The following is a 19,940-nucleotide window of genomic DNA, read 5'->3' as shown; positions in this document are numbered from 1 at the left end:
CGCAGCGTACCGATAGCACGCATTTGTTGCAAGGCGGGCGTGAACTGCTGATTGCGCACGCGGGCGAGGAATATCGTTTGCGCCTGACCCGCAACGACAAGCTGATCCTGACCAAGAGAGCGGTATCCCACACCAAAGGCCATGACGATGAGCGACGGATACCCACTTTGCGAAGATCTCCCGCCGCTGGATGTTGCGGATTGCGACCGCGAACCCGAGGCCTATGCGCATGCCTCGCGACCGGCCCGACATCGGCCGCAACAGCCATTTGCCAGCAACGAACTGCTGTCATGGCTGCCTCGATTGGGGCCGGTGCTGTGGTTGCAACACCGACAGGCCGGCCTCGACAAGCTGCCGACGCGTCACTCGGGATCGACGCTGCTGCTCGATCATCCAGCCATCACCGCGCTGGCAAACTGCAAGGTAATCCGCGCTCACCAGCGGGTCACGCCGCAAGGTCCGCGTGAGTGGCTCTCGTTCCACTCGAGTGACGGCAGCGCTGGCGCCAAGTTGTTCCTGCTGCCCGACTCTGATGTGCTGGCCTGGGACCAGATGTGCCTGGCGACGCATCTGACCGAAACTGAGCCGCCAAATACAGAACCGCCTTCACACGCAAGCTTCCTGCGCCGGGCGCTGGATCACTTCGGCCACCGTTGGCGAGCGCATCTGCTCGAGTTCAGCTTCAAGCAGCGGCCGTGGCTGAGCGTGCTCGGCGCACAGCCGCCTTTGCGCATCTCGCTATTGGGCCTGGATATCGTGCGAGTCATCGCACGCGACGAAAATGCCGAGTGGGCTTCGCCTTTGCAGCTGCCCTGAAAAGCGATTGCGCAGCGGGACTCAGTTTCGCCGACGCCGTGAACCACGCAAGCTGTCAATCGGAAAACTGGCAATGTCTTGACTTCCTGAGCGAATCGGCTGCCCGGCGGCCGGTGCCCAGGCCTGGGCGTAGACGACCTCGAAGGTCGCTGGAAGCAGCCCCTCGTGACGAAAAGTTTCGTAGGCCTCGATGACGCGCTGCAAATGCGCCTTGCCGGTCAGGGTCCGCGATCGATCCCTGTTTGCGTTGGTCGCGCCGATGGCACGCAATTCGCGCATCAGGCTGCGTACGTCGGGATAGGTCAGGGTGAACACATCGCGTTCCAGCACCGGATCACGAAAACCGGCGGCGAGCACGGCATCGCCGATCTGCTGGATATCGAGAAATCCGCTGACATGCGCACCACCGCCGACCTCGGCGAATGCCGCGCGCAACTCGTTCAGGGTCTGCGGCGCGAACGTACTGAACAACAACAAGCCGTTCGCGCGCATCACGCGGCGAAAACTCGCGAATGCGGCTTCAAGGTTGCCCGACCATTGCAGGCACAGGTTCGAGTGCAGCAGATCGACGCTGGCATCAACAAAAGGCAGAGCCTCGGTATCGCCGCAGACTCGTGCAAACGGGCGCAACCAGCCACGATTCTTCTTCGCCGCTTGCAGCATCGGCAGAGCCAGGTCGAGGGCGATGGTCTGCGCTTGCGGGAAGCGCTTGCGCAGCGCTGCGGTGCCGCGTCCGGTGCCACTGCCGACATCGACGATGCGCGAAGGAGCGAGTTTGGAATCATCAAGACGTTCCTGCAGGCGCGCTTGCACTTCTTCTTGCAGGATGGCGTGGGCGTCGTAGCTCGCTGCAGCGCGACCGAACGAACGACGAACCTGAGCGGAATCGAAAATACCGCTCATGCCGCGACCGCCACGTTCGCGAACTCCGAGATTGCCTCGGCGACCTCGTTGGCGTGACTCAAAAACGGGGCGTGACCGGCCGAAATTTCGAGGTACTTGCCGCGTCCTGTTTGTTCTGCCGCCCATTGCATGGCGGCGGCTGGAACCAGACGGTCGCGGCGCCCGGCGATCCACAGGCTCGGCGTGCTGAACGTCGCAAGTTCAGCGCGATAGTCGGCTCGATCGAGAATGTCCAGACCATCGAGCAACGCCTGTTCCGATGGGTCGCCACGCTCGAACACGCGCGCCTTGAGCTCGCGCAATTCTTCCTGCGCGTTGGCTGAACCCAGCGTCTCGAGCGCGAGGAAGCGCTCGATCGCCGGGCGGAACGCGGCCACCAGTCCGGCGCCGAACTCGCGAAAGATCGTCGCCGGAACCGCATGCGGCCAATTCACATCGCGCACAAAGCGCGGGCTGGCTGCAATTTCGACGAGACCGCGAACCTGTCGCGCATGGTCGAGGGCGCCGCGTAGCGCGACCAGCCCACCCAACGACCAGCCGATCCAGATCGCGGGCGGTGTTGCCCTGGCAATGGCCTCGGCGACCGCGCCCGGATCGAGTGAACCGGGCACATAGTCATGGTTGTGGCCATGCCCGGGCAGATCAACCAGATGCAGGCGAAAGTGTCTGGCCAGGCGCTCGCTGAGCGGCGCGAAGATGCCGCTGTGCATGGCCCAGCCGTGAACAAGAACCAGATCCGGACCCTGGCCGCGACAAGTGATCGACACATTCATTGACTAGCTCACGCTCCTGGAGGAATCGGCGAAGGACGGATCGTTGCGAATGCGCTCGACGCGCGCTGCAAGATCATTCCAGATGGTCTTCGCCACGCCGGAGAGAAACCAGCCCGGCACGCGCAGCCACGGCGGACGCGCCATGCGCTGCATGATTCTACCAGCCAGCCATTCCTGGTCGAATGCATCCCACACACCGCCTGCGACGGTCAGGTTGGCGCGCAGGACCGGATGCACCTCATCGAACAGAATCACGCGAAGCTCGGCCATGCTGTAGTCCGAGCCGGCCAGCGCGCGGGCCACGGACTGCAGCGAATCACCGGTTTCGGTATCGAGATAGAGCTCGGACAGTTGCGCCCAGACCAGGCGGCGCGAGGCGAGATTTTCGGCGAGGATTGTCACCGGCTGCCCACCCCGGCGGCGACCAGTGCAGCAAGCAGCTCCGCGAGGTCGGATTCCTCGTGCTCCGCAGACAAGGTGACACGCAGTCGTGCCGAATTTTCAGGAACCGTCGGCGGGCGGATTGCCGGTACGAAAAAGCCGGCCGCCTCGAGTCGACTTGAAACCGTCATGGCGGAATCGCTGGCACCAATCAGCACGGGCTGAATTGGCGTAGGTGAATTGGCAAGCACGATTCCGTGTTGACTGGCGCCGTGGCGAAAGAAGGCGATCAGGCGCAGCAGCTTTTCGCGTCGCCAATGTTCATCGCGGGCCAGGCGCAACGCAATACGACTGGCCGCCGCCAGCGCTGGTGGCATTGCGGTCGTGTAGATCTGCGTACGCGCGAACTGGCGCAATCCTTCAATCAGATCAGCGGGTCCGGCGACAAAGGCCCCGGCGACACCGAGTGCCTTGCCAAGTGTTGCCATCAACAACGGAACATCCTGCGCGTCGAGCCCGGCCGCGGCGACGCTGCCCTCTCCGTTGTCGCCAAGCACGCCAAGCCCGTGCGCATCGTCGATCATCAGCGTGGCTTGCTGCTCGGTGCACAAATCGGCGAGCGCACGCAGTGGTGCGATGTCGCCATCCATGCTGAACACGCCGTCGCTCGCCAGCAGTGCAGCGGCCTCCGGCTCGGAAAGCAATTGCCGGCGAGCACTTTCGACATCGGCATGCACATAGCGCTTGAGTCGTGCCCCGCTCAGGCGAGCGCCATCGATCAGGCAGACATGGTTGAGCTTGTCCTGGACGCAGACCGCGCGCGGATGGAGCAGGGTCTGCATGATGCCGAGATTGGCCATGTAGCCGGTCGAGAACAGCAGTGCGCGTTCGCGACCGGTCCACGCCGCAAGCTCGCTTTCCAGCGCCGCATGTTCATCGCGATGCCCGCCGAGCTGGTGCGCAGCCGTTGCGCCGACACCCCACTGCTTTGCGGCCTTGATCAGCGCCTCAAGCAACTGCGGATGCCGGGCCAGGCCGAGATAGTCGTTGCTGGCAAAATTGCGTAGTCGCTTGCCATCACTGACAAGGTAAATGCCGTCGCTCGCGCTGACCGTGCGCAGGCGACGCAGCAAACCATCCTGCGCGCGCTGCTCGCAGGCATTGGCCAGGTTGCTGAGCAGCGACGGTCGGCTCATCGCCGCAGTTGCCGGGGCAACCCTTGTCTTTGCTCGATCATGCGTCGACGTCGTGCTCAGGCGGTTGCCGGTTCGCAGCCAGCGTGCTCGACAATGTCGGCATGCACGGTGCGCGAGTGCGCGGAATTGCTGTCAATCGGCATGGCATGGATGCCGAGTCGCGAGAACAATTGCTGATCGGCGAGGACATCGGGATTGCCCGTGGTCAGCAGCTTCTCACCGTAGAAAATGGAGTTGGCTCCGGCGAAGAAACACAGGGCCTGCAGCTCATCGCTCATCTCGGCGCGACCGGCCGAGAGGCGCACCATCGATGCCGGCATGATGATCCGTGCAACCGCAACCGTGCGTACAAATTCGAACGGATCAAGCAAGGCAGTACCCGCCAGCGGCGTGCCCTCGACCTGGACCAGGCGATTGATCGGCACCGATTGCGGATGCTCGGGCAAGCTGGCCAGGGTTTGCAGCAAGCCGCCGCGCTGCTCGCGCGATTCACCCATGCCGACGATACCGCCGCAGCAGGTTTTCATGCCGGCCTTGCGCACATGGCCGAGGGTGTCGAGACGATCCTGATATTCGCGAGTCTTGATCACGTCGCCGTAGAACTCGGGTGCGCTATCGAGATTGTGATTGTAATAGTCGAGACCGGCCGATTGCAGCGCTTCGGCCTGCTCTTCCGACAACATGCCGAGGGTGGCGCAGGTTTCCATGCCGAGTTCGTTGACCGCACGGATCATCGCGGCGACTTTCGGCACATCGCGATCCTTCGGCGAGCGCCAGGCCGCGCCCATGCAAAAGCGCGTCGCACCGGCAGCCCTGGCCTGTTTTGCCCGCTCGATCACGGTTTCCAGCGGCAGCAGCTTCTCAGCCTTGACTCCGGTCGAATAACGCGCCGCCTGCGGGCAATAGGCACAATCCTCGGGACAGCCACCGGTCTTGATCGAGAGCAGGGTCGAAACCTGTACCGCATTGGCATCGTGGTGCGCGCGGTGCACGGAATGGGCGCGCTCAAGCAGATCGGCAAATGGCAGATCGAGGAGCGCAAGCACCTCGTCGCGGGACCAGTCATGGCGTGAAACGGACATCGCGGCATCCGGCATTGGGTAAAGTGCGGCGAGTCTGGAGTCGTCATCGGAGCCTGTCAACTTGGAATGGAAGAGGAAAGTTGACGGCGTACTGGGTGCTTTGCTCGCCTCGGTGCTGCCGTCACGCTGCCTGCTTTGCGGCGGCGAAGGCATGCAAGCGCGCAGCCTGTGCGCGGGCTGTCTGGCCGACTTGCCGGAAAACACCTGTTGTTGTGCGCGCTGCGCCTTGCCGCTGGAACACGCCGCCGATGCATGTGGCATCTGCCTCAAACGCGAGCCGCCATTCGCTTCGGCCTGGGCACCGTACCGTTACGCGCATCCGCTGAATCTGCTCGAATCGCGCTTCAAGTTCCGGCGCGATCTCGCCGCCGGGCATCTGCTTGCCCATCTGATGATCGATTGCGCGCGACGGCAATTGACCGACGCGCTACCGCAGCGCCTGCTCTGCGTGCCCTTGCATCAGGCCCGATTGCGCGAACGCGGCTACAACCAGGCGCTTGAACTGGCCAAGCCGCTGGCCAGAGCCCTGGAAATACCGCTTGATGCCCATGCCCTGATTCGCACACGCAGCACCAGCGCGCAAACCGGTCTCGATGCCAAGGCTCGTCGGCGCAACCTGAAAGATGCCTTTGCCGTGGATTCGGCGGCCGAACTACCCGCGCATGTCGCGATCCTCGATGACGTCATGACCACCGGCACGACCTTGAGAGAGTGTGCTCGAGTGTTGCGCAACGCAGGCGTCGAACGCGTCGATGTCTGGGCACTCGCGCGTGCGCCGGCACGGCGATGAGTGTCGTCGGATTTCCCGCTGACGCAGAAACAGCCTTGCGTTCCGGCTCATGGACAAGCCCAAAACAAGCTTCGAGCGCCGAGGTGAGAACCCAACTCCTCGATTCATGTTGATCATTACGCCGCTTTGCGGCGTGCCTTAAAAGTGCAAAGGCACGAGACTACCGAACCTTCGACCTCGGCAACCGGCCCCGATCAACGAATCGCCAGCGCCAACAGCAAGCCAACCCACAACACAAAACCAACCCAGTTGTTGTTGCGGAACGCGGCGAAGCAGGCTTCGCGTTCGCGATGGCGGATCAGCCATTGCTGCCAGGCGAACAAGCCGGCGGCAATGCCGAGACCGGCAAAATATGGCCAGCCGAGTTCTGCCCGGGTGCCCGCCAGCAACATGGCAAACAGAAACGTAAACATGAGGATGCCGAGGATCGGGCGGTCGGCATCAGCGAACAGAATCGCGGTGGACTTGGCGCCAACGCGGATGTCGTCTTCGCGATCGACCATGGCGTATTCGGTGTCATAGACCGTCGAGAACAGCACGTTGGCCAGAAACAGCAACCAGCCCAGCGCGGACACTTCGCCGGTCACCGCAGCAAAGGCCATCGGAATCGACCAGCCGAAGGCAGCGCCGAGAACGACCTGGGCAAGATGGGTATAGCGCTTGCAGAACGGGTAAATCGCGGCCAACGCGGCACCGGCGAACGACAACTTGATGGTCAGGGCATTGGTCAACAACACGAGCACGAAGGCGCATCCAAGCAGGCCGGCGAACAACAACAGCGCCTCCTTCTTCGACACCCGACCCGCTGCCATCGGCCGGTTGCGGGTGCGTTCGACTTCACCATCAAGCCAGCCGTGATCGGCGTAGTCGTTGATCACGCAACCCGCTGCGCGCATGACGAATACGCCAAGGGTGAAAATGATCAGCGCGCCGATTGGCGGAAAATCGTTGGCTGCAAACCACAGACCCCAAAGCGTCGGCCACAACAGCAGCAACGCGCCAACCGGACGATCCATGCGCATCAGCACCAGATATTCGCGAATGCGCTCGCGCCACGGATCAGCCAAGCCAGAGGTCAGCCACGTGATCACTTGCATCGAACGTGTCGAAGCGTCGGCAGGATGAGCCGGCGCCGCTTTGCCGGCTTTTCTCGCAGAGTCTTTCTTCGCTGCGCCGTGCACGGGCAGCTCGACCGCCGGCGCATCCGCCCATGGCGGCGGAACGCCATCGCCGGTATCGCCGGTGTTTGCACGCGGCACATTTTTCTTTTCCGCCGAGCGCCTGGCTGCGGGTTTGGTGGCAGCGGTCTCGCTGGCAGCTGATCGGGCGACACTGGCGGCCGCCGCTGTTGTCGGCGGGCTGCCGAGTGGCGCTGGTTTTGTCCGGGGCGGAGGCGATCGCGGCACCGATCGTGATGCCGCCACGGTTTTTGTTGCTGCCGCGCTCTTGCGCGCTGGCGATGCCGGATCGGTCTTTGCTGCCGTCTTCAGCACGCGCTTCGGGCGGCTCGACGGATCGGAAGGAGGAGGGACTTCGTTCATGGTATCCAGTCTAAGGCAACGCAGAAAACAACGACCGTACTTCAGGAACGGCGCGCGCGCCTGGCCAACCCGGGTCGCCATGCAAGCGCAAGCAGGATGCCAATCAGAAAGCCCGAAACATGGGTCCACCAGGCGACCGCGCCGAAAGCCGGACCGACATAGGTGAAAAGAATCTGCAATACGGCCCAGAATCCGATCAGCAAGGAAGCCGGGACACGCACGAATTCGAGAAAGAACCCCAGTGGCAGGACAAGCCCCAGATGGGCGCGCGGAAACAGGGCCAGATAGGCACCGACCACACCCGAAACCGCTCCGCTGGAGCCGATGATCGGTGAGTTGACCGCGGCCAGAGTCAAGGCACCGATCAGATTGGCCAGCGCCCCGCCGAGAATGACCAACAGCAGAAAGCGACCGGCCCCGAGGGCGCGCTCGGTGGGCACGCCAAAGATGATCAGGAACAACATGTTGGTCGACAGATGGATCCAGTCGGCATGGATGAACAAAGCCGTGACCAGGCGTGCGAAACGCAGTTCAACAAGCTGGGTCTGCCAGGGCACCTGGTTGTCGAGCAGGGTTGTCGGCACGGTTCCCCAGATATTGAGCAGACGGCCGCGCTCGGAAACCGGTTCGGCGACAATCCACAGGAACATCGTCACGCAGGCGGCAACCAACAGGAATGTGGCCCACGGTGGCCGTGCTTTGCGTCGACTTTCGAGCTGGACGAACATGTTCTTCTTCGTCCTCGCCTGTCCGCTCAGCGACCGCCGCGCGGATACAGAAAGCGAACGCCTTCGTGCTCGAACACCACGCCATCGCTGCGAATTTCGATCAGCATCATGCCGTCGATATCATCGCCCTGGACATGGCGCTCGCCGTTGATGATGACAAAGCGTTGCGCCGGATCCTTGGCGAAGACATGCATGCTGATCTTGATCTCGGGCAATTCGCGCCGGGTGACCAGGGGCAGCTCCCACATCAGCTTGAGGCCATCCGCCTGGGCTTGCACAGGCGCCGCTGCTGGCTTGGCCGCCTTGTCAGCGTTGCGGCGGACCTGGCTGCCGGGTGCAGCGGGTTTGTCGGTGCCTGGCGCAGGCATTCCGGCATCGGCCATCGCCGACGCCAGTGCTGCGGGGTCGGCCGCCGAAACCGGTTCGGATTCCTTGATCGTCGCCGCAGGTCCGGCAGCGGGATTGGTTGCGACCAGTTCACCATCGCGCAGCTTGCGCCGCCGTTCGGCATTGGCCGTGCCGGCCTGCGCGTTGCCAGCCCGGGTTGTCTCCGGATTCGGCTGGCCAAGCTTTGCCGGCGGCGGGGTATCGTTGAACGTCGTGGCGTCGGCGACTCTTGCAGGTGCAGGTGTCGTTGCAGTCGTTGCCGGCGCGCTGGTCACTTGCGTCGCGGGCGCCGGGTCGGCACCGTCGCGGCGAAACCACCAAAGGGCAATCAGGCCGATTGCGATCAGCACGATCAGGATTGGCAGCAGGCTGCGTCGACGGCGCACGGCGATGACCGGCGAACCAATCGATGGCGACTCCCCCAGGCGACGCTGGCGTTCGGACTTTTTCAGGGCTTCAAGAATCAGCGACATGATGCGATCGATCTACTCGATGTTGCGGGTCAGATGCGGACCGGTTTCGTCCAGGGCGGACAGGGCAAACAGGGTTTCCGGGCCAATGATGCCATCGGCCTGAATGGCGTAGGCGAGTTGCAGCTTGCGCACGCGCTCGACCAGTTCGGCGTCGAAATAGGCCGGACCGGTTTCCGCATCGGCTCCGCCATCGAGGTGATTCAGGTTTTGCTTGGCCCAGGCGACACCGGGACCGGCATCTCCAAGGCGCAGCGAACCGGTGATCGCCACGGGTACGCGCCAGACGGCGATGAATTCGCCGGTCCAGAATCGAGACAGCGCCTCGCGCGGAAGCGTGATGCTGTCGCCGGCAACATCAATTTTGACCTTGCTGCGACCGGCCCCCTGAAGCAGGGCGTACAGCGGTTTGTCGCTGTCGCCAAGAATGAGGATCAGCGGACGATCAAAGCGGACCACCTGTTCGAGCGTGCCATGACCACGCAGGCAATTGATGCCGGGGGCGATCACCGGCGGGCAGCGCGAAGCCGCGCGCACCGAAACCTCGTCGGATCCAACCTGCCAGCGTGAGAGCAGCTTGGTCAGCGTCGACAATTCGGTTTCCGGGGGATCGGCCAACTCCGCCTGCAGCTTGTCGACGCCGGATTCGACGGGTTTGGAGCTGGCAACGACGACTGGCTTGACCGGTGGTTCGTCAGTGTCCTCGTCGAGGGCGTGGTAGCCGAACACGGACAGCGCAAGCACGATCAGCGCGGCAAGCACCCAGCGCGCATAGCGGCGCACCCAGTAGCGTGCGTGGCCGGGCAGGGTTTCGTCCGCCGAGCGATCGACCAGGCGCTCGCCGATGGTTTGCTGCTCACGCGCATAGCCGGCCATCAATGCACGATCGGCGATCACATTGATCAGGCGCGGAATCCCGCCTGAGCGCTGGAACAATGCGCGCATGCCGAGGCGCGAAAACGGCATATGCTGGCAGCCCGCCACGGCCATGCGGTGTTTTACATAGGCCTCGGCCTCGGCCGAGTCGAGCGGGGTCAGGTGATAGCGCGCGGTGATGCGCTGGGCAAGCTGACGCATTTCCGGACGATTGAGCATGTCGCGCAACTCGGGCTGGCCGAGCAGGATGATTTGCAGCAGCTTTTGCGTCGGCGTTTCCAGATTGGTCAGCAGGCGAATCTGCTCGAGTGCATCGAGCGAGAGGTTCTGCGCCTCATCGACGATAAGGACAACGCGCAAGCCTTGCGCATAGGCATCGAGCAGATAGGTGTTGAGTGCGTCAGTCAGGCCCTTGAGACTGCCTTGCTTGCCCTTGATATCCAGCTTCAGCTCTTCGCAGACGGTCTCGATCATCTCAACCGGCGACAGCTTCGGATTGAGCAACAAGGCAACCTTGGTGTCTTCGGGCAACTGTTCGAGCAGCAAGCGGCTCAGCGTGGTCTTGCCGGTACCGACTTCGCCAGTGAGCTGGACGAATCCGCCACTGCCGCCCTTGCCGACGCCGTACAACAGGTGCGCGAGCGCATCCCGATGGCGCTCGGACAAGAAAACATAGCGCGGATCCGGCGTTATTGAAAACGGGGCCTCGCGCAGGCCGTAATACTCAAGATACATGGGTCTACTCTACCCGACTGCATGGGTCGGACGCGTGCATTGTTGCATTGCAACGGCGAAACGACATGGAATCGCTGCACTTTGTGCGAAGAGCCCCAATGGACTCGGTTTGTTGCGGACAAGTTCAGCTGTTTGCTGCAGCAAGCCGCGCGGAAGCCCGCTTCAGCTCATGGATCCACTCGGCATTGAGGCGCCGTGAACCGGCCGGCATGAGTTTGACGTGGTGCAGCGACTCGGCGACCAGATCGACGGCAGCCTTGTTCTCGTCCCAGCTCTCCAGCACCTCGATATAACGAACCCGTGCCTCGATACCGGCGTAGTAGCCGATCAGGGCATCGAATTCCTCACGCGCCTTGTCGCGCTCGCCACAGGCGGCCAGCGCCCGCGCATAGATCAAGTGGCCGTCAGGCGATTTGAAGTCCGGGCGGCTGGAAATCAGGGATTCGAGCAATTCGCGCGCGGCCGTGGCTTCGCCTTGATCGAGCAGGGCCCGAGCAAGCTTGACCTGGATATCCGGATCGTCGCTGTGTACGCCGTGCAAGGCCTCGCGATAAGCGCTGATCGCATCTTCATTGCGTCCGACACCGTGCAGCGCGTCGGCGACGCGAATGCGGTTGGCGATCGTTGCCAACTGCTCGAACTCCGCCTCGGCCTCGCGCAATTCCCGCCCCGGATCGAGGCTGTCGCGCAAGCCGCGGACCACGCGCCGACCACCACGCGAACGCGACATTTCGGGAAGAAAAACGGCGAGCACATAGATGATGCTGCCAAGCAGCGGAAACAGGAACAGCACGAACAACCACCAGCGTTCCTGACCGGTGCGCAAGACATGCACGGCACACAGGATCGCGACGAAGATATGCAAACCAAAACCCAGAACAGGCACGCCTCGGACTCCATTCGACAATCCGCCCAGTTTCCTTTGCCGATTGCGGTCTGTCCAGAATTGGATCAGGCAACCCAGGCGTACAGGCGCAGTTCTTCGGCATCATCAGCCAATCGGATCAGCCGTTCGAAACGCAGGCCGATCTTCTCAAGCAATCGCGCCGAGGGCAGATTGTCCTGCGAAGTAATCGCAATGATGCGGCGCAGACCGAGCCGACCACGACCGAAATCCATGCACGCACGTGAGGCCTCCAGCGCGTAACCCTTGCCGCGCGCTTCGGGCAAAAAGCCGTAGCCGATATCGACATCATCGAGACTTGCCCGACGGATCAGCCCACAGATGCCGACGCAATCTTCCATGCCATCCGGAACCACGCCCCACAGACCAAAACCATGCTCCCGATAACTCGCCATTGCACCATCAACGATGTACTGCCGCGCCTGCTCCAGCGTGCGCACGCCGCGATCGGCGATATGCCGGATGAAATCCGCGTCATTGAGCAGGGCGAGCATGAAAGCGGCATCGTTGGGCGTTAGTTCGCGCAGGGTCAGGCGTTCGGTTTCTAGTTGGAATGGTGGGGGGTTGGTGTTGGTTGGCATGGTGGTCAATGTTCGAACGAAGAATGATCGGATTGATGGTGCCTGAGGAGTATTCTGGACTAGCGTCAAACCGAATTCGAAAGAAATCCATCGCCTCCCGTCGCTCCTGCGCAGGCAGGAGTCCAGCGTCTTTGCGCTACCAAAGTACGCTCGGCAATTGCTCCTGCGTTGTGCTGCACATGGATGTGCGAATGTCGCGTGCGCACGATGCGCAGGAGCGACCTCTCGACGGCTGTTCCCGACGCCGTTCTACCGCCTCCATCCATGGAGGCGTACCTCCTGCATCCATGCAGTCGTCCTTCGTCGCGCGGCATCCCTCCCATTTTCTCGTCGCCCTTGCGAAGGCAGGGGCCCAGTGACCTTGCTGTTGATGTCTACGCCGCTTTGCGGCGCGGCATCCATGCCGGGGTTTCACTCGCCTCCCGGCGAGCGAGTGTCTTTCTCTTGCGTGGCCAAGAGAAAGGCACCACTGCGCTGCAGGAGCGGCGAAGTGGCGCAGGAAAGGCCCGTAGGGTGGCTCGCAGGGATGCCGCGCCGCAAAGCGGCGTAGAACTCAAGACCAAGGTAACTGGGCCGCCACCTTTCGAGCTGAGACTCAACGGTGCCGAGCTTGCTCGGAAACTTGCGATCATGGTTCCCTTCGACAAGGACGGGTTCGGCTCACCACGAACGGAAGTTGGTGGACATTGCCGATACAAGTCCCACTCCCACAGAACTCCTACTCCAGCGACAGCGCCAACCGACTCATCGATTGGTCAACTGCAGCTCGATGCGTCGATTCTTCGCGTAGGCCTCAGGTGTATCGGCCGAATCGATCGGCTGGAACTGGCCGAAGCCGTTGGCCGACAGGCGGTTCGCCGGGATGCCCTGGACCACCAGATATTTGACGATGGCCACGGCACGCGCGGTCGACAACTCCCAGTTCGAGGGGAAGCGGTCGGTGTGGATTGGCCGCTTGTCGGTGTGGCCATCGATGCGCAACACCCAGTCGATTGACGAAGGAATCTCGGCGGACACTTCGCGAACTGTCGCGGCCAGCGAATCGAGGCGATCCTGCGCGGCTGGGCCGAGCTCGGCGGAACCGGAATCGAACAGGATGTCGGTCGGCACGATGAACCGATCTCCTGATACTTGCACGTCGCTGCGGTTGCCCAGCGCCTCACGCAACTTGCCGAAAAATTCAGAGCGGTAGCGTTCGAGTTCGCCAACGCGATTGGCCAGGGCGATGTTGAGCTTGTTGCCGAGATCGGCAATTTTCGTGTCCTTGTTCGAGAGCTCTTCCCTGGCAATGCCGAGGGCGGTTTCGAGTTTGGCCAATTGTTCGCGGATCGCGGCCATCTGTCGATTGAGCAATTCGACCTGTGCCGTTGCCGCATTGCCGAGTTCGGTTTGCTTGACCAGATCGCCGCGGCTGGTGTCGAGATCGGTTGCCAGGCGCGCGACTTCGGCTTCGAGCTGGGCCTTGAGTTCGTTCAGGGCGGTAATGTTGTTGCTGAGTTTGGCCGCCTCGATATTCGCTGCGCTGAGATCGGCTCCGAGTTTGTCGCGTTCGGCCTCGGTGCTGCCGAGCGACGCGCTGAGTTCGGCAACGCGAATGTCGAGGGCGCGCTTCTGGTCTTCGCTCAGGGACAGGGTGCGGGCGAGCTCGGCGACCTGCGCATTGAGTGAATCCAGCGCCTTGTTCTTGCCGGCCAATGTGTCGGAAAGCACAAACTGGCCGATCGCGAAGATCAGCAGGACAAAGATCATGACCATGATCAATGAACTCAGCGCATCGACGAATCCCGGCCAGATGTCGAATGCGCGCCGACGTCGGCGAGCGAGGGAGCTCATGCGCGAGGCTCGCGGCCTGTGCCGACGGCAGCGGCGATCGTGCGCGAGAGCAGGCGAAATTCGCTGCGCAGCTCATCGGACAGGCGCGAATCCGAGGCCGGATGACTGGCGATCTGGCGCAATACCGTTTTCAGTTCATCCTGGGTTTGCGCGGCGCCCTGGCGATCCCGGGCATCGCGCGCGATCAAATCATTGAGGCGACCGAGCTGGCTGGATATTTCAGCGAACTGCTCGTTCGCGCCGCGTCGCTCGCGCTCGTTCTCGACGATTGCGCGCTGCATCCGTTCAAGGCCGTCGGCGGTTTGCTCGAGCAGGGCTTGCACATAGGCCGGTACCGAAGCATCGCCTTCGAATGAGCTGCCCGAAGAAAGATGGGTCATGCCCGACAACCATTCCTCCAGGTCGTTGTAGAAACGGTTCTGCGCATGCCCGGCTTGCAGATCGAGGAAGCCGATCACCAGTGAACTGGCGAGGCCGAACAGCGAGGTCGAGAAGCTCGTCGCCATGCCGCCAAGCGGCTCCTTGAGGTTCTCCTTGAGGGCGCTGAACATGGTCAGCGCATCATTGCCGACATTCAGCGTACCGATCGTTTCCGAGACCGATCGGATGGTCACCAGCAAGCCCCAGAACGTGCCGAGCAGGCCGAGAAAAATGGCCAGGCCGATCAGGTAGCGCGAAAGGTCGCGCGATTCCTCAAGACGCGATTGCACACTGTCGAGGATCGTGCGCATCGACGGTGCCGACAGCGCCGCCTTGCCGCGTTCGCGATTGCCCAGCATGCGTGCCATCGGTGCCAGCAGGCGGGGTTTGCCTTCGACCGCGCGCTCGGGGTTCGAGCGACGGAACGATTCGATCCAGCGCGATTCGTTGCTGAGCAGCATGACCTGGCGGAAATTGACCACGATGCCGGCGGCCAGCACGGTCAGGATCACGCCATTGAAAAATGGATTGGCCTGGAAAATCTCAAGCAGACGCGCGCCAACGAGAGCGCCAAGCGCAAGCACCAGAATCAGGAAGGCGGACATCCATACGAGTGCGCGATTGAATCGGGTCATGCTTGGCCTCGGTGTTCGAAGGGGTTGGAATACTCGGATGCGTCAACGCAGCAATGCGTTGTGCGGATTCGCGGCGCCTACCATGCCACGCGAACGCCGACAGATTGGATCAATGTCGTGTTTTCGACCGTCATTGTTGATGTTTGGTTCAGCGTCGCGGCTTGGCCCGGTGCGTGGCGACGGCGCTCCACGGGTCATCGGGCCACGGATGCTTGGGATAGCGGCCCTTGAGTTCCTTTCTGACTTCCGGGTAGGTGCGCTCCCAGAAACCGCGCAGATCCTGGGTCACCTGAATTGGCCGCCCGGCCGGTGAAAGCAGGTGCAAGGTCACGGCGACGCGGCCGTTGGCCACGCGCGGCGACTCGGCCAGGCCGAACAATTCCTGCAGCTTGACCGCCAGCACCGGTGTCGCGTCGGTCGGATAGCTGAGCCGGCGTTCAAGTCCGCTCGGCACCTTGATCGAAGTTGGTGCCTGCTGGTCGAGCAGACGGAGCTGCGCATAGTCCAGTTGCGCGGTCAGCGTGTTCGACAATTCCTCGGCGCGCAAGGCATCGAGGCGACGCTTGTTGGCGAGCACTGGAGCGAGCCAGGATTCGAGCGTGGCCAGCAAGGCCTCGTCGGAAAAATCCGGCAGTCCGGATTCAGTCACATGACAACGCAGGAACTCGACGCGCTGGCGCAACTCGATCGCCGAATCGCTCCACGGCAGTGCTTCAAGACCGAGCTCACGCACGGCGGCAATCAGCGCCGGCACGGTGTCTTCGGCCCGTGCCGGCACACTTCGCTGCTGCAGAGTGATCGCGGCAAAGCGGCGTTCTTCGAAAACCTCGACGGCGCGCGTGTCGCGATTCCAGCGCACCTTGCGCACGCGCTCGAAGCGCTCGGCAAAATCACGCTCAAGGATGGCTTCGTCGAATGGCGCGGCGGCAAGGATCAGGCTGTCGCGTTCGTCATAACGCAAATCGACGACGACCAGCCACGGCTCACCGTACAACGAACTCTCATCGAGCAGACGCGCGCCGCGGCCATTGGCGAGCTGGTAGCGGCGCGGGTTGGCGCTGTCCTGTCGTGCGATGCGATCGGGGTAGGCGTGGATCAGGATATCGCCGATCGTGGTTGCTCCCGTCGCATCGGACCTCTCGCGGCTGACGCGCGCGCGCCGTTGCCAGGCATCGGCCGACTGCTGGATCGCTGCCAGTACTCCGCGATCCGCACCGAGCTCGCCAATCGACCGCGAGTCGCGTCCGCGCCAGGCCGCCAGCGCATTTGCGCGCTGGCGAAAGTCATCATCGCGGCTGGCCTGGCCACGCAGCGGATTGCGTGCCTCGATCAGGGCGACCAGATCGCAGGCCAGGGCCCGATCTTGCGTAGCTGCACGCAAGACCGCCGCCGCCAGGCGCGGATGCGCGCCGAAAGCAAGCAGCTGGCGACCAAAGGCGTTGATCGAATCGTTCGCCTCGAGCGCGCCGAGCGCACGCAGCAATTCCCTGGCCTGGGCCATGGCTCCGCTCGGTGGCGGATCCAGCCAATCCAGCGCATCGCTGCCCCAGGCCTTCAGTTCGAGCACCAGTTGCGACAATTCCACGTGTGCAATCTCGGCGCTACGCGAAGGCTCCAGGCGGCGGCTCTGTGGCCACAATCGATAAGCGATGCCAGGGCCGAGACGCCCGGCACGCCCGGCGCGCTGATCGGCCGAAGCTTGCGAAATGTTGACCGTCTGCAGACGCGAGAATCCGGAATTCGCATCGAATCGCGGTTCGCGGGCGAGGCCGGTATCAATCACGGCGCGGATACCGGGCAGGGTCAGGCTCGATTCGGCGACATTGGTCGCCAGCACGACGCGGCGCCGGCCGGTTGCCGAGGGCGCAAGCGCCGCATGCTGATCGCTCAGTGACAACTCGCCATGCAGGGCGACAACATCGATATCGTTTGCATCGAGTGTGCGGCGCGCGGCATCAATTTCGCGGCGGCCGGGCAGGAACACCAGAACATCGCCATCCGCTTCGCCCAGTGCCTGCGCAACCACACGAGCGAGATGTGCGGTCCAGCCGCGCTCCGGCCAATGTTCGCCGGCGCGCGCTGGCGGATACGTGATGCGTATCGGGAAACTTCGTCCGGCACTGCTCAGCCGTGGCGCATCAAACCAGCGCGCGATGCGCTCGCCATCGAGCGTCGCCGACATGATGAGCAGACGCAGATCCTCGCGCAGCGTCGCCTGCACATCGCGCGCCAGAGCGACACCGAGATCACCATGCAGATGGCGCTCGTGGAATTCGTCGAACAGGATCGCGGCGACATCCGGCAGTTCCGGATCATCCTGCAACATTCGCGTGAGGATGCCTTCAGTGATGACTTCGATGCGTGTCGCCGCCGAGATTCTGGATTCGTGGCGGATGCGATAGCCGACGGTTTCGCCAACCTGTTCGCCACGTGCCACGGCCATGAACTCCGCTGCGGCACGCGCTGCGATGCGTCGCGGTTCGAGCATGAGGATGCGCCGTCCCCGCCGCCACGGTGCATCGAGCAGTGCGGGTGGTACCTGAGTGGTCTTGCCGGCACCGGGCGGCGCTTCAAGCACGAGTCGCGGATGCGCTGCCAGCGATCGGCACAGCTCGGGCAGCACTTCCTGGATGGGGAAATCAGCAGAACTCAATGCAAGGTGTCGTGAATTGGCAGGACTGGCATTGTCGCCGATCGGCTGCGCGCAAACGAAAAACGGCGCGATTCAATCGCGCCGTTTTCGGTCAAGGACGATTCATCCAGGTGGTTACTGGCAGCCGAGTCCGTTGATGTTGGCAATACGGATCCAGTCGCGCGTGCCGTTACCGGTCGGGATGCCTGCAGGCAAGCCTGAGTTGGAGGCGAAGCTGAAGGTCATATTGTTGCAATCGGGGAAACTGACCGTTGCCGAACCCCACGGAATCGGAGCGCTTGCAGCACCACTGTTGCCACCAAGACCACCACCGGTTCTGTAGAACATGCCGGATGTTGCGCTTGTGGCCCCGCGCGGAATATCCACCTGACCAAACAACCAGAACGGCAGGCCGCTCGGATCGAAGGCGGTCCAGGTGAACGAAACTACAAGTCTGTCGGCATTGGTGGGATGATCAAAGATCTGCAGCGCGATGCCCTCACCGCTGGCGGTCGGGTCATACCAGTTGCTGGTCATATAGCCCGAGATCGGAAGGTTCTGGAACGCTGCCGGGTAGGTCTGTGCGGTCGGGTTGTAGACCGGAACATCGATGTAGAAGAGGTTGTTGCTTGCGAACAGGTTGTCAAAGCGCACGCTGAAGACATTGTTGAAATCAAACACGCTGGTCACATTGCTGTCGTAATTTTCGAGAACTAAGGTTGTATCGTTGATGATCGGCGTGTCGACCTGCACATCGGATATCCAGGTATTGGGTTCGATCGCGGTTCGAGCGATATTTTCCGGATAGTCCGAGTCGCCAAAACCGACAGAACCCTGACTGACGCGAATGGCCGGGAACAGGGGGTAGATGGTTGTGCTGTTGCTGTTGCGGTTGATCCGCATCAGCGTCGCCGACTGGAAGTTCGATCCTACGGGCGTGCTGCAGGCAACCCGCCAGATGGTGATATTGACGATCTCGGTCGAATCGACCTGTTGCGTGTTGGTATTGAAGGCAGCCAGCGAAACGTTCTGGCTGTAGGTCGGGCCGCTGCTTTGATCCGGCAACGGGTCAGCCAGGCAGCTCGGTGGATAAGGGGTCAGATTGTTGGGTCGCGGCAATCCCGGGATCGCAGAGTTCACGCTGTTGGCAGACTTCGCCGGATCTTCCGCTGACCGTTTCTGCAGCATCTGCAGGCGTTCAGTCATTACCGTGTTGACCCGCGCTGCGCGCGAGGCGTCGACGCCGACCGTGGTCTGTGTTGCCGCGCTGGCGGAGCAGGCGGCAACGAGCAATGCGGCGCCAAGGAATAGTCGGGTGTGATTGAACATGTTGAACTCCGGAGGATTGGACTAACGGCAAGGATACTCGCAGCGACGGGGTGAACCCGCTGTGAACTTTCAACAGGGCGAGGCGGTAGGCTTGTGCATCGCTTGGCGACATAATCGCGCTTTTGCACGGCGATTTTCTGTATGCAACTGATTGATATCGGTGCCAACCTCACCCATGAATCGTTTCGACCTGATTTCGATCAGGTGCTGGAGCGGGCGCTGGCCAATGGTGTCAGGCAAATGATCGTCACCGGGGCGAGCGCGGCCGGTAGCCGCATGGCGGTAGCGCTGGCCCGCGCGCATCCGGGTGTGCTGTTCGCCACCGCCGGGGTGCATCCGCATCACGCCAGCGACTACGACGACGCCACCGATGCCGAGTTGCGCGAGCACCTCAAAGCCGACGAGGTCAAAGCGGTCGGCGAGACCGGACTCGACTATCACCGCAACTATTCCCCGCAAGCCGCGCAGATCGAGGCCTTTGAGCGCCAGCTGCAGATTGCCGTCGACTGCGCCAAGCCCTTGTTTCTGCACCAGCGCGACGCGCACGCGGACTTCATGGCGGTGATGCGCAACTACCAGGGACGTCTCGGCAAGGCCGTCGTGCACTGCTTCACCGGCACGCGCGAGGAGATGGTCGACTATCTCGATGCCGGCTGGCATATCGGCATCACCGGCTGGCTCTGCGACGAACGCCGCGGCACCCATCTGCGCGAACTTGTGCGTGATATTCCGGCCCATCGTCTGATGATCGAAACCGACTCGCCGTATCTCTTGCCGCGCACCGTCACCCCGAAACCCTCGCACCGGCGCAACGAGCCGATGTATCTCAGGCACATCGTCGAGGAACTGGCGCGAGATCGCGGAGAGGAGGTTGAGGTGACAGCGGCGAATGCCTTGGCGACGAGTCGGGCATTCTTCGGGATCTGAA

General features: G+C 62.5%; 18 protein-coding genes and 1 pseudogene. 4 read left to right on the top strand and 15 right to left on the bottom strand.

Annotated elements, in window-relative coordinates:
• Positions 1-29: 29 nt before the first annotated feature.
• Positions 30-116: pseudogene (hemP, locus tag VFN25_RS16800) on the top strand (hemin uptake protein HemP); the annotation flags it as partial.
• Positions 117-147: 31 nt separating this feature from the next.
• On the top strand, positions 148-816 hold the full coding sequence (locus VFN25_RS07330) for a hypothetical protein (RefSeq protein ID WP_325140389.1): 669 nt from the start codon (positions 148-150) through the stop codon (positions 814-816).
• Between the two features lie 21 nt (positions 817-837).
• Here the strand turns inward: VFN25_RS07330 and bioC are convergent, their stop codons facing one another.
• The 5 genes from bioC to bioB are packed head-to-tail and all read right to left on the bottom strand — an operon-like array spanning position 838 to position 5,166.
• Positions 838-1,719 (bottom strand): malonyl-ACP O-methyltransferase BioC, encoded by an 882-nt coding sequence (gene bioC, locus VFN25_RS07325; RefSeq protein ID WP_325140363.1) that lies wholly within the window; start codon positions 1,717-1,719, stop codon positions 838-840.
• Positions 1,716-2,492, bottom strand: a complete 777-nt coding sequence (bioH, locus tag VFN25_RS07320; protein ID WP_325140361.1) for a pimeloyl-ACP methyl ester esterase BioH — start codon at positions 2,490-2,492, stop codon at positions 1,716-1,718. Before bioH ends, bioC begins: the two co-directional genes overlap by 4 nt.
• A 3-nt stretch (positions 2,493-2,495) precedes the next feature.
• On the bottom strand, positions 2,496-2,894 hold the full coding sequence (locus VFN25_RS07315) for a DUF7079 family protein (RefSeq protein WP_325140359.1): 399 nt from the start codon (positions 2,892-2,894) through the stop codon (positions 2,496-2,498).
• Entirely contained in the window at positions 2,891-4,069 is a 1,179-nt protein-coding gene (bioF, locus tag VFN25_RS07310) for an 8-amino-7-oxononanoate synthase (protein ID WP_325140357.1), read from the bottom strand. Before bioF ends, VFN25_RS07315 begins: the two co-directional genes overlap by 4 nt.
• A gap of 56 nt (positions 4,070-4,125) precedes the next feature.
• Positions 4,126-5,166, bottom strand: coding sequence for a biotin synthase BioB (gene bioB / locus VFN25_RS07305; protein WP_325140387.1), 1,041 nt, complete (start codon positions 5,164-5,166; stop codon positions 4,126-4,128).
• Positions 5,167-5,212: 46 nt separating this feature from the next.
• Here bioB and VFN25_RS07300 point away from each other — a divergent pair, with 46 nt between their 5' ends.
• Positions 5,213-5,941, top strand: coding sequence for a ComF family protein (locus VFN25_RS07300; protein WP_325140355.1), 729 nt, complete (start codon positions 5,213-5,215; stop codon positions 5,939-5,941).
• A gap of 194 nt (positions 5,942-6,135) precedes the next feature.
• On the opposite strand, the gene ubiA is transcribed toward VFN25_RS07300, so the two are convergent.
• From ubiA to VFN25_RS07250, 10 genes are all read right to left on the bottom strand, one after another.
• Entirely contained in the window at positions 6,136-7,038 is a 903-nt protein-coding gene (gene ubiA, locus VFN25_RS07295; RefSeq protein ID WP_325140385.1) for a 4-hydroxybenzoate octaprenyltransferase, read from the bottom strand.
• Positions 7,039-7,523: 485 nt separating this feature from the next.
• Positions 7,524-8,210 carry a rhomboid family intramembrane serine protease gene (locus VFN25_RS07290; RefSeq protein ID WP_325140353.1) on the bottom strand — a complete coding sequence of 229 codons (687 nt, stop codon included), beginning with the start codon at positions 8,208-8,210 and terminating at the stop codon, positions 7,524-7,526.
• Between the two features lie 26 nt (positions 8,211-8,236).
• On the bottom strand, positions 8,237-9,070 hold the full coding sequence (locus tag VFN25_RS07285; RefSeq protein WP_325140350.1) for a general secretion pathway protein GspB: 834 nt from the start codon (positions 9,068-9,070) through the stop codon (positions 8,237-8,239).
• 12 nt (positions 9,071-9,082) lie between these two features.
• On the bottom strand, positions 9,083-10,678 hold the full coding sequence (locus tag VFN25_RS07280; protein ID WP_325140348.1) for an ExeA family protein: 1,596 nt from the start codon (positions 10,676-10,678) through the stop codon (positions 9,083-9,085).
• 124 nt (positions 10,679-10,802) lie between these two features.
• The gene (locus VFN25_RS07275; RefSeq protein WP_325140346.1) at positions 10,803-11,564 is read right to left on the bottom strand and encodes a tetratricopeptide repeat protein; all 762 of its coding nucleotides are present in this window, start codon (positions 11,562-11,564) and stop codon (positions 10,803-10,805) included.
• Between the two features lie 65 nt (positions 11,565-11,629).
• Positions 11,630-12,163, bottom strand: a complete 534-nt coding sequence (locus tag VFN25_RS07270; RefSeq protein WP_325140343.1) for a GNAT family N-acetyltransferase — start codon at positions 12,161-12,163, stop codon at positions 11,630-11,632.
• A 744-nt stretch (positions 12,164-12,907) separates the two neighbouring features.
• Positions 12,908-13,996 (bottom strand): peptidoglycan -binding protein, encoded by a 1,089-nt coding sequence (locus tag VFN25_RS07265; protein ID WP_325140341.1) that lies wholly within the window; start codon positions 13,994-13,996, stop codon positions 12,908-12,910.
• Positions 13,993-15,051, bottom strand: coding sequence for a MotA/TolQ/ExbB proton channel family protein (locus VFN25_RS07260; protein ID WP_325140340.1), 1,059 nt, complete (start codon positions 15,049-15,051; stop codon positions 13,993-13,995). The genes VFN25_RS07265 and VFN25_RS07260 overlap by 4 nt, the downstream gene beginning before the upstream one ends.
• A 148-nt stretch (positions 15,052-15,199) precedes the next feature.
• The gene (hrpB, locus tag VFN25_RS07255; RefSeq protein ID WP_325140338.1) at positions 15,200-17,704 is read right to left on the bottom strand and encodes an ATP-dependent helicase HrpB; all 2,505 of its coding nucleotides are present in this window, start codon (positions 17,702-17,704) and stop codon (positions 15,200-15,202) included.
• Positions 17,705-17,818: 114 nt separating this feature from the next.
• Positions 17,819-19,012: a hypothetical protein gene (locus tag VFN25_RS07250; protein ID WP_325140336.1), complete on the bottom strand. Its 1,194-nt coding sequence runs from the start codon at positions 19,010-19,012 to the stop codon at positions 17,819-17,821.
• 141 nt (positions 19,013-19,153) lie between these two features.
• On the opposite strand from VFN25_RS07250, the gene VFN25_RS07245 reads away from it, so the two are divergent.
• Entirely contained in the window at positions 19,154-19,939 is a 786-nt protein-coding gene (locus VFN25_RS07245; RefSeq protein ID WP_325140334.1) for a TatD family hydrolase, read from the top strand.
• Position 19,940 lies beyond the last annotated feature (1 nt).

The sequence above is a fragment of the Dokdonella sp. genome, from assembly GCF_035703485.1.
Classification (GTDB): Bacteria; Pseudomonadota; Gammaproteobacteria; order Xanthomonadales; family Rhodanobacteraceae; genus Dokdonella.
Note: the sequence above shows the minus strand (reverse complement) of the source record. Positions and strands in the feature narration are given on the sequence as shown.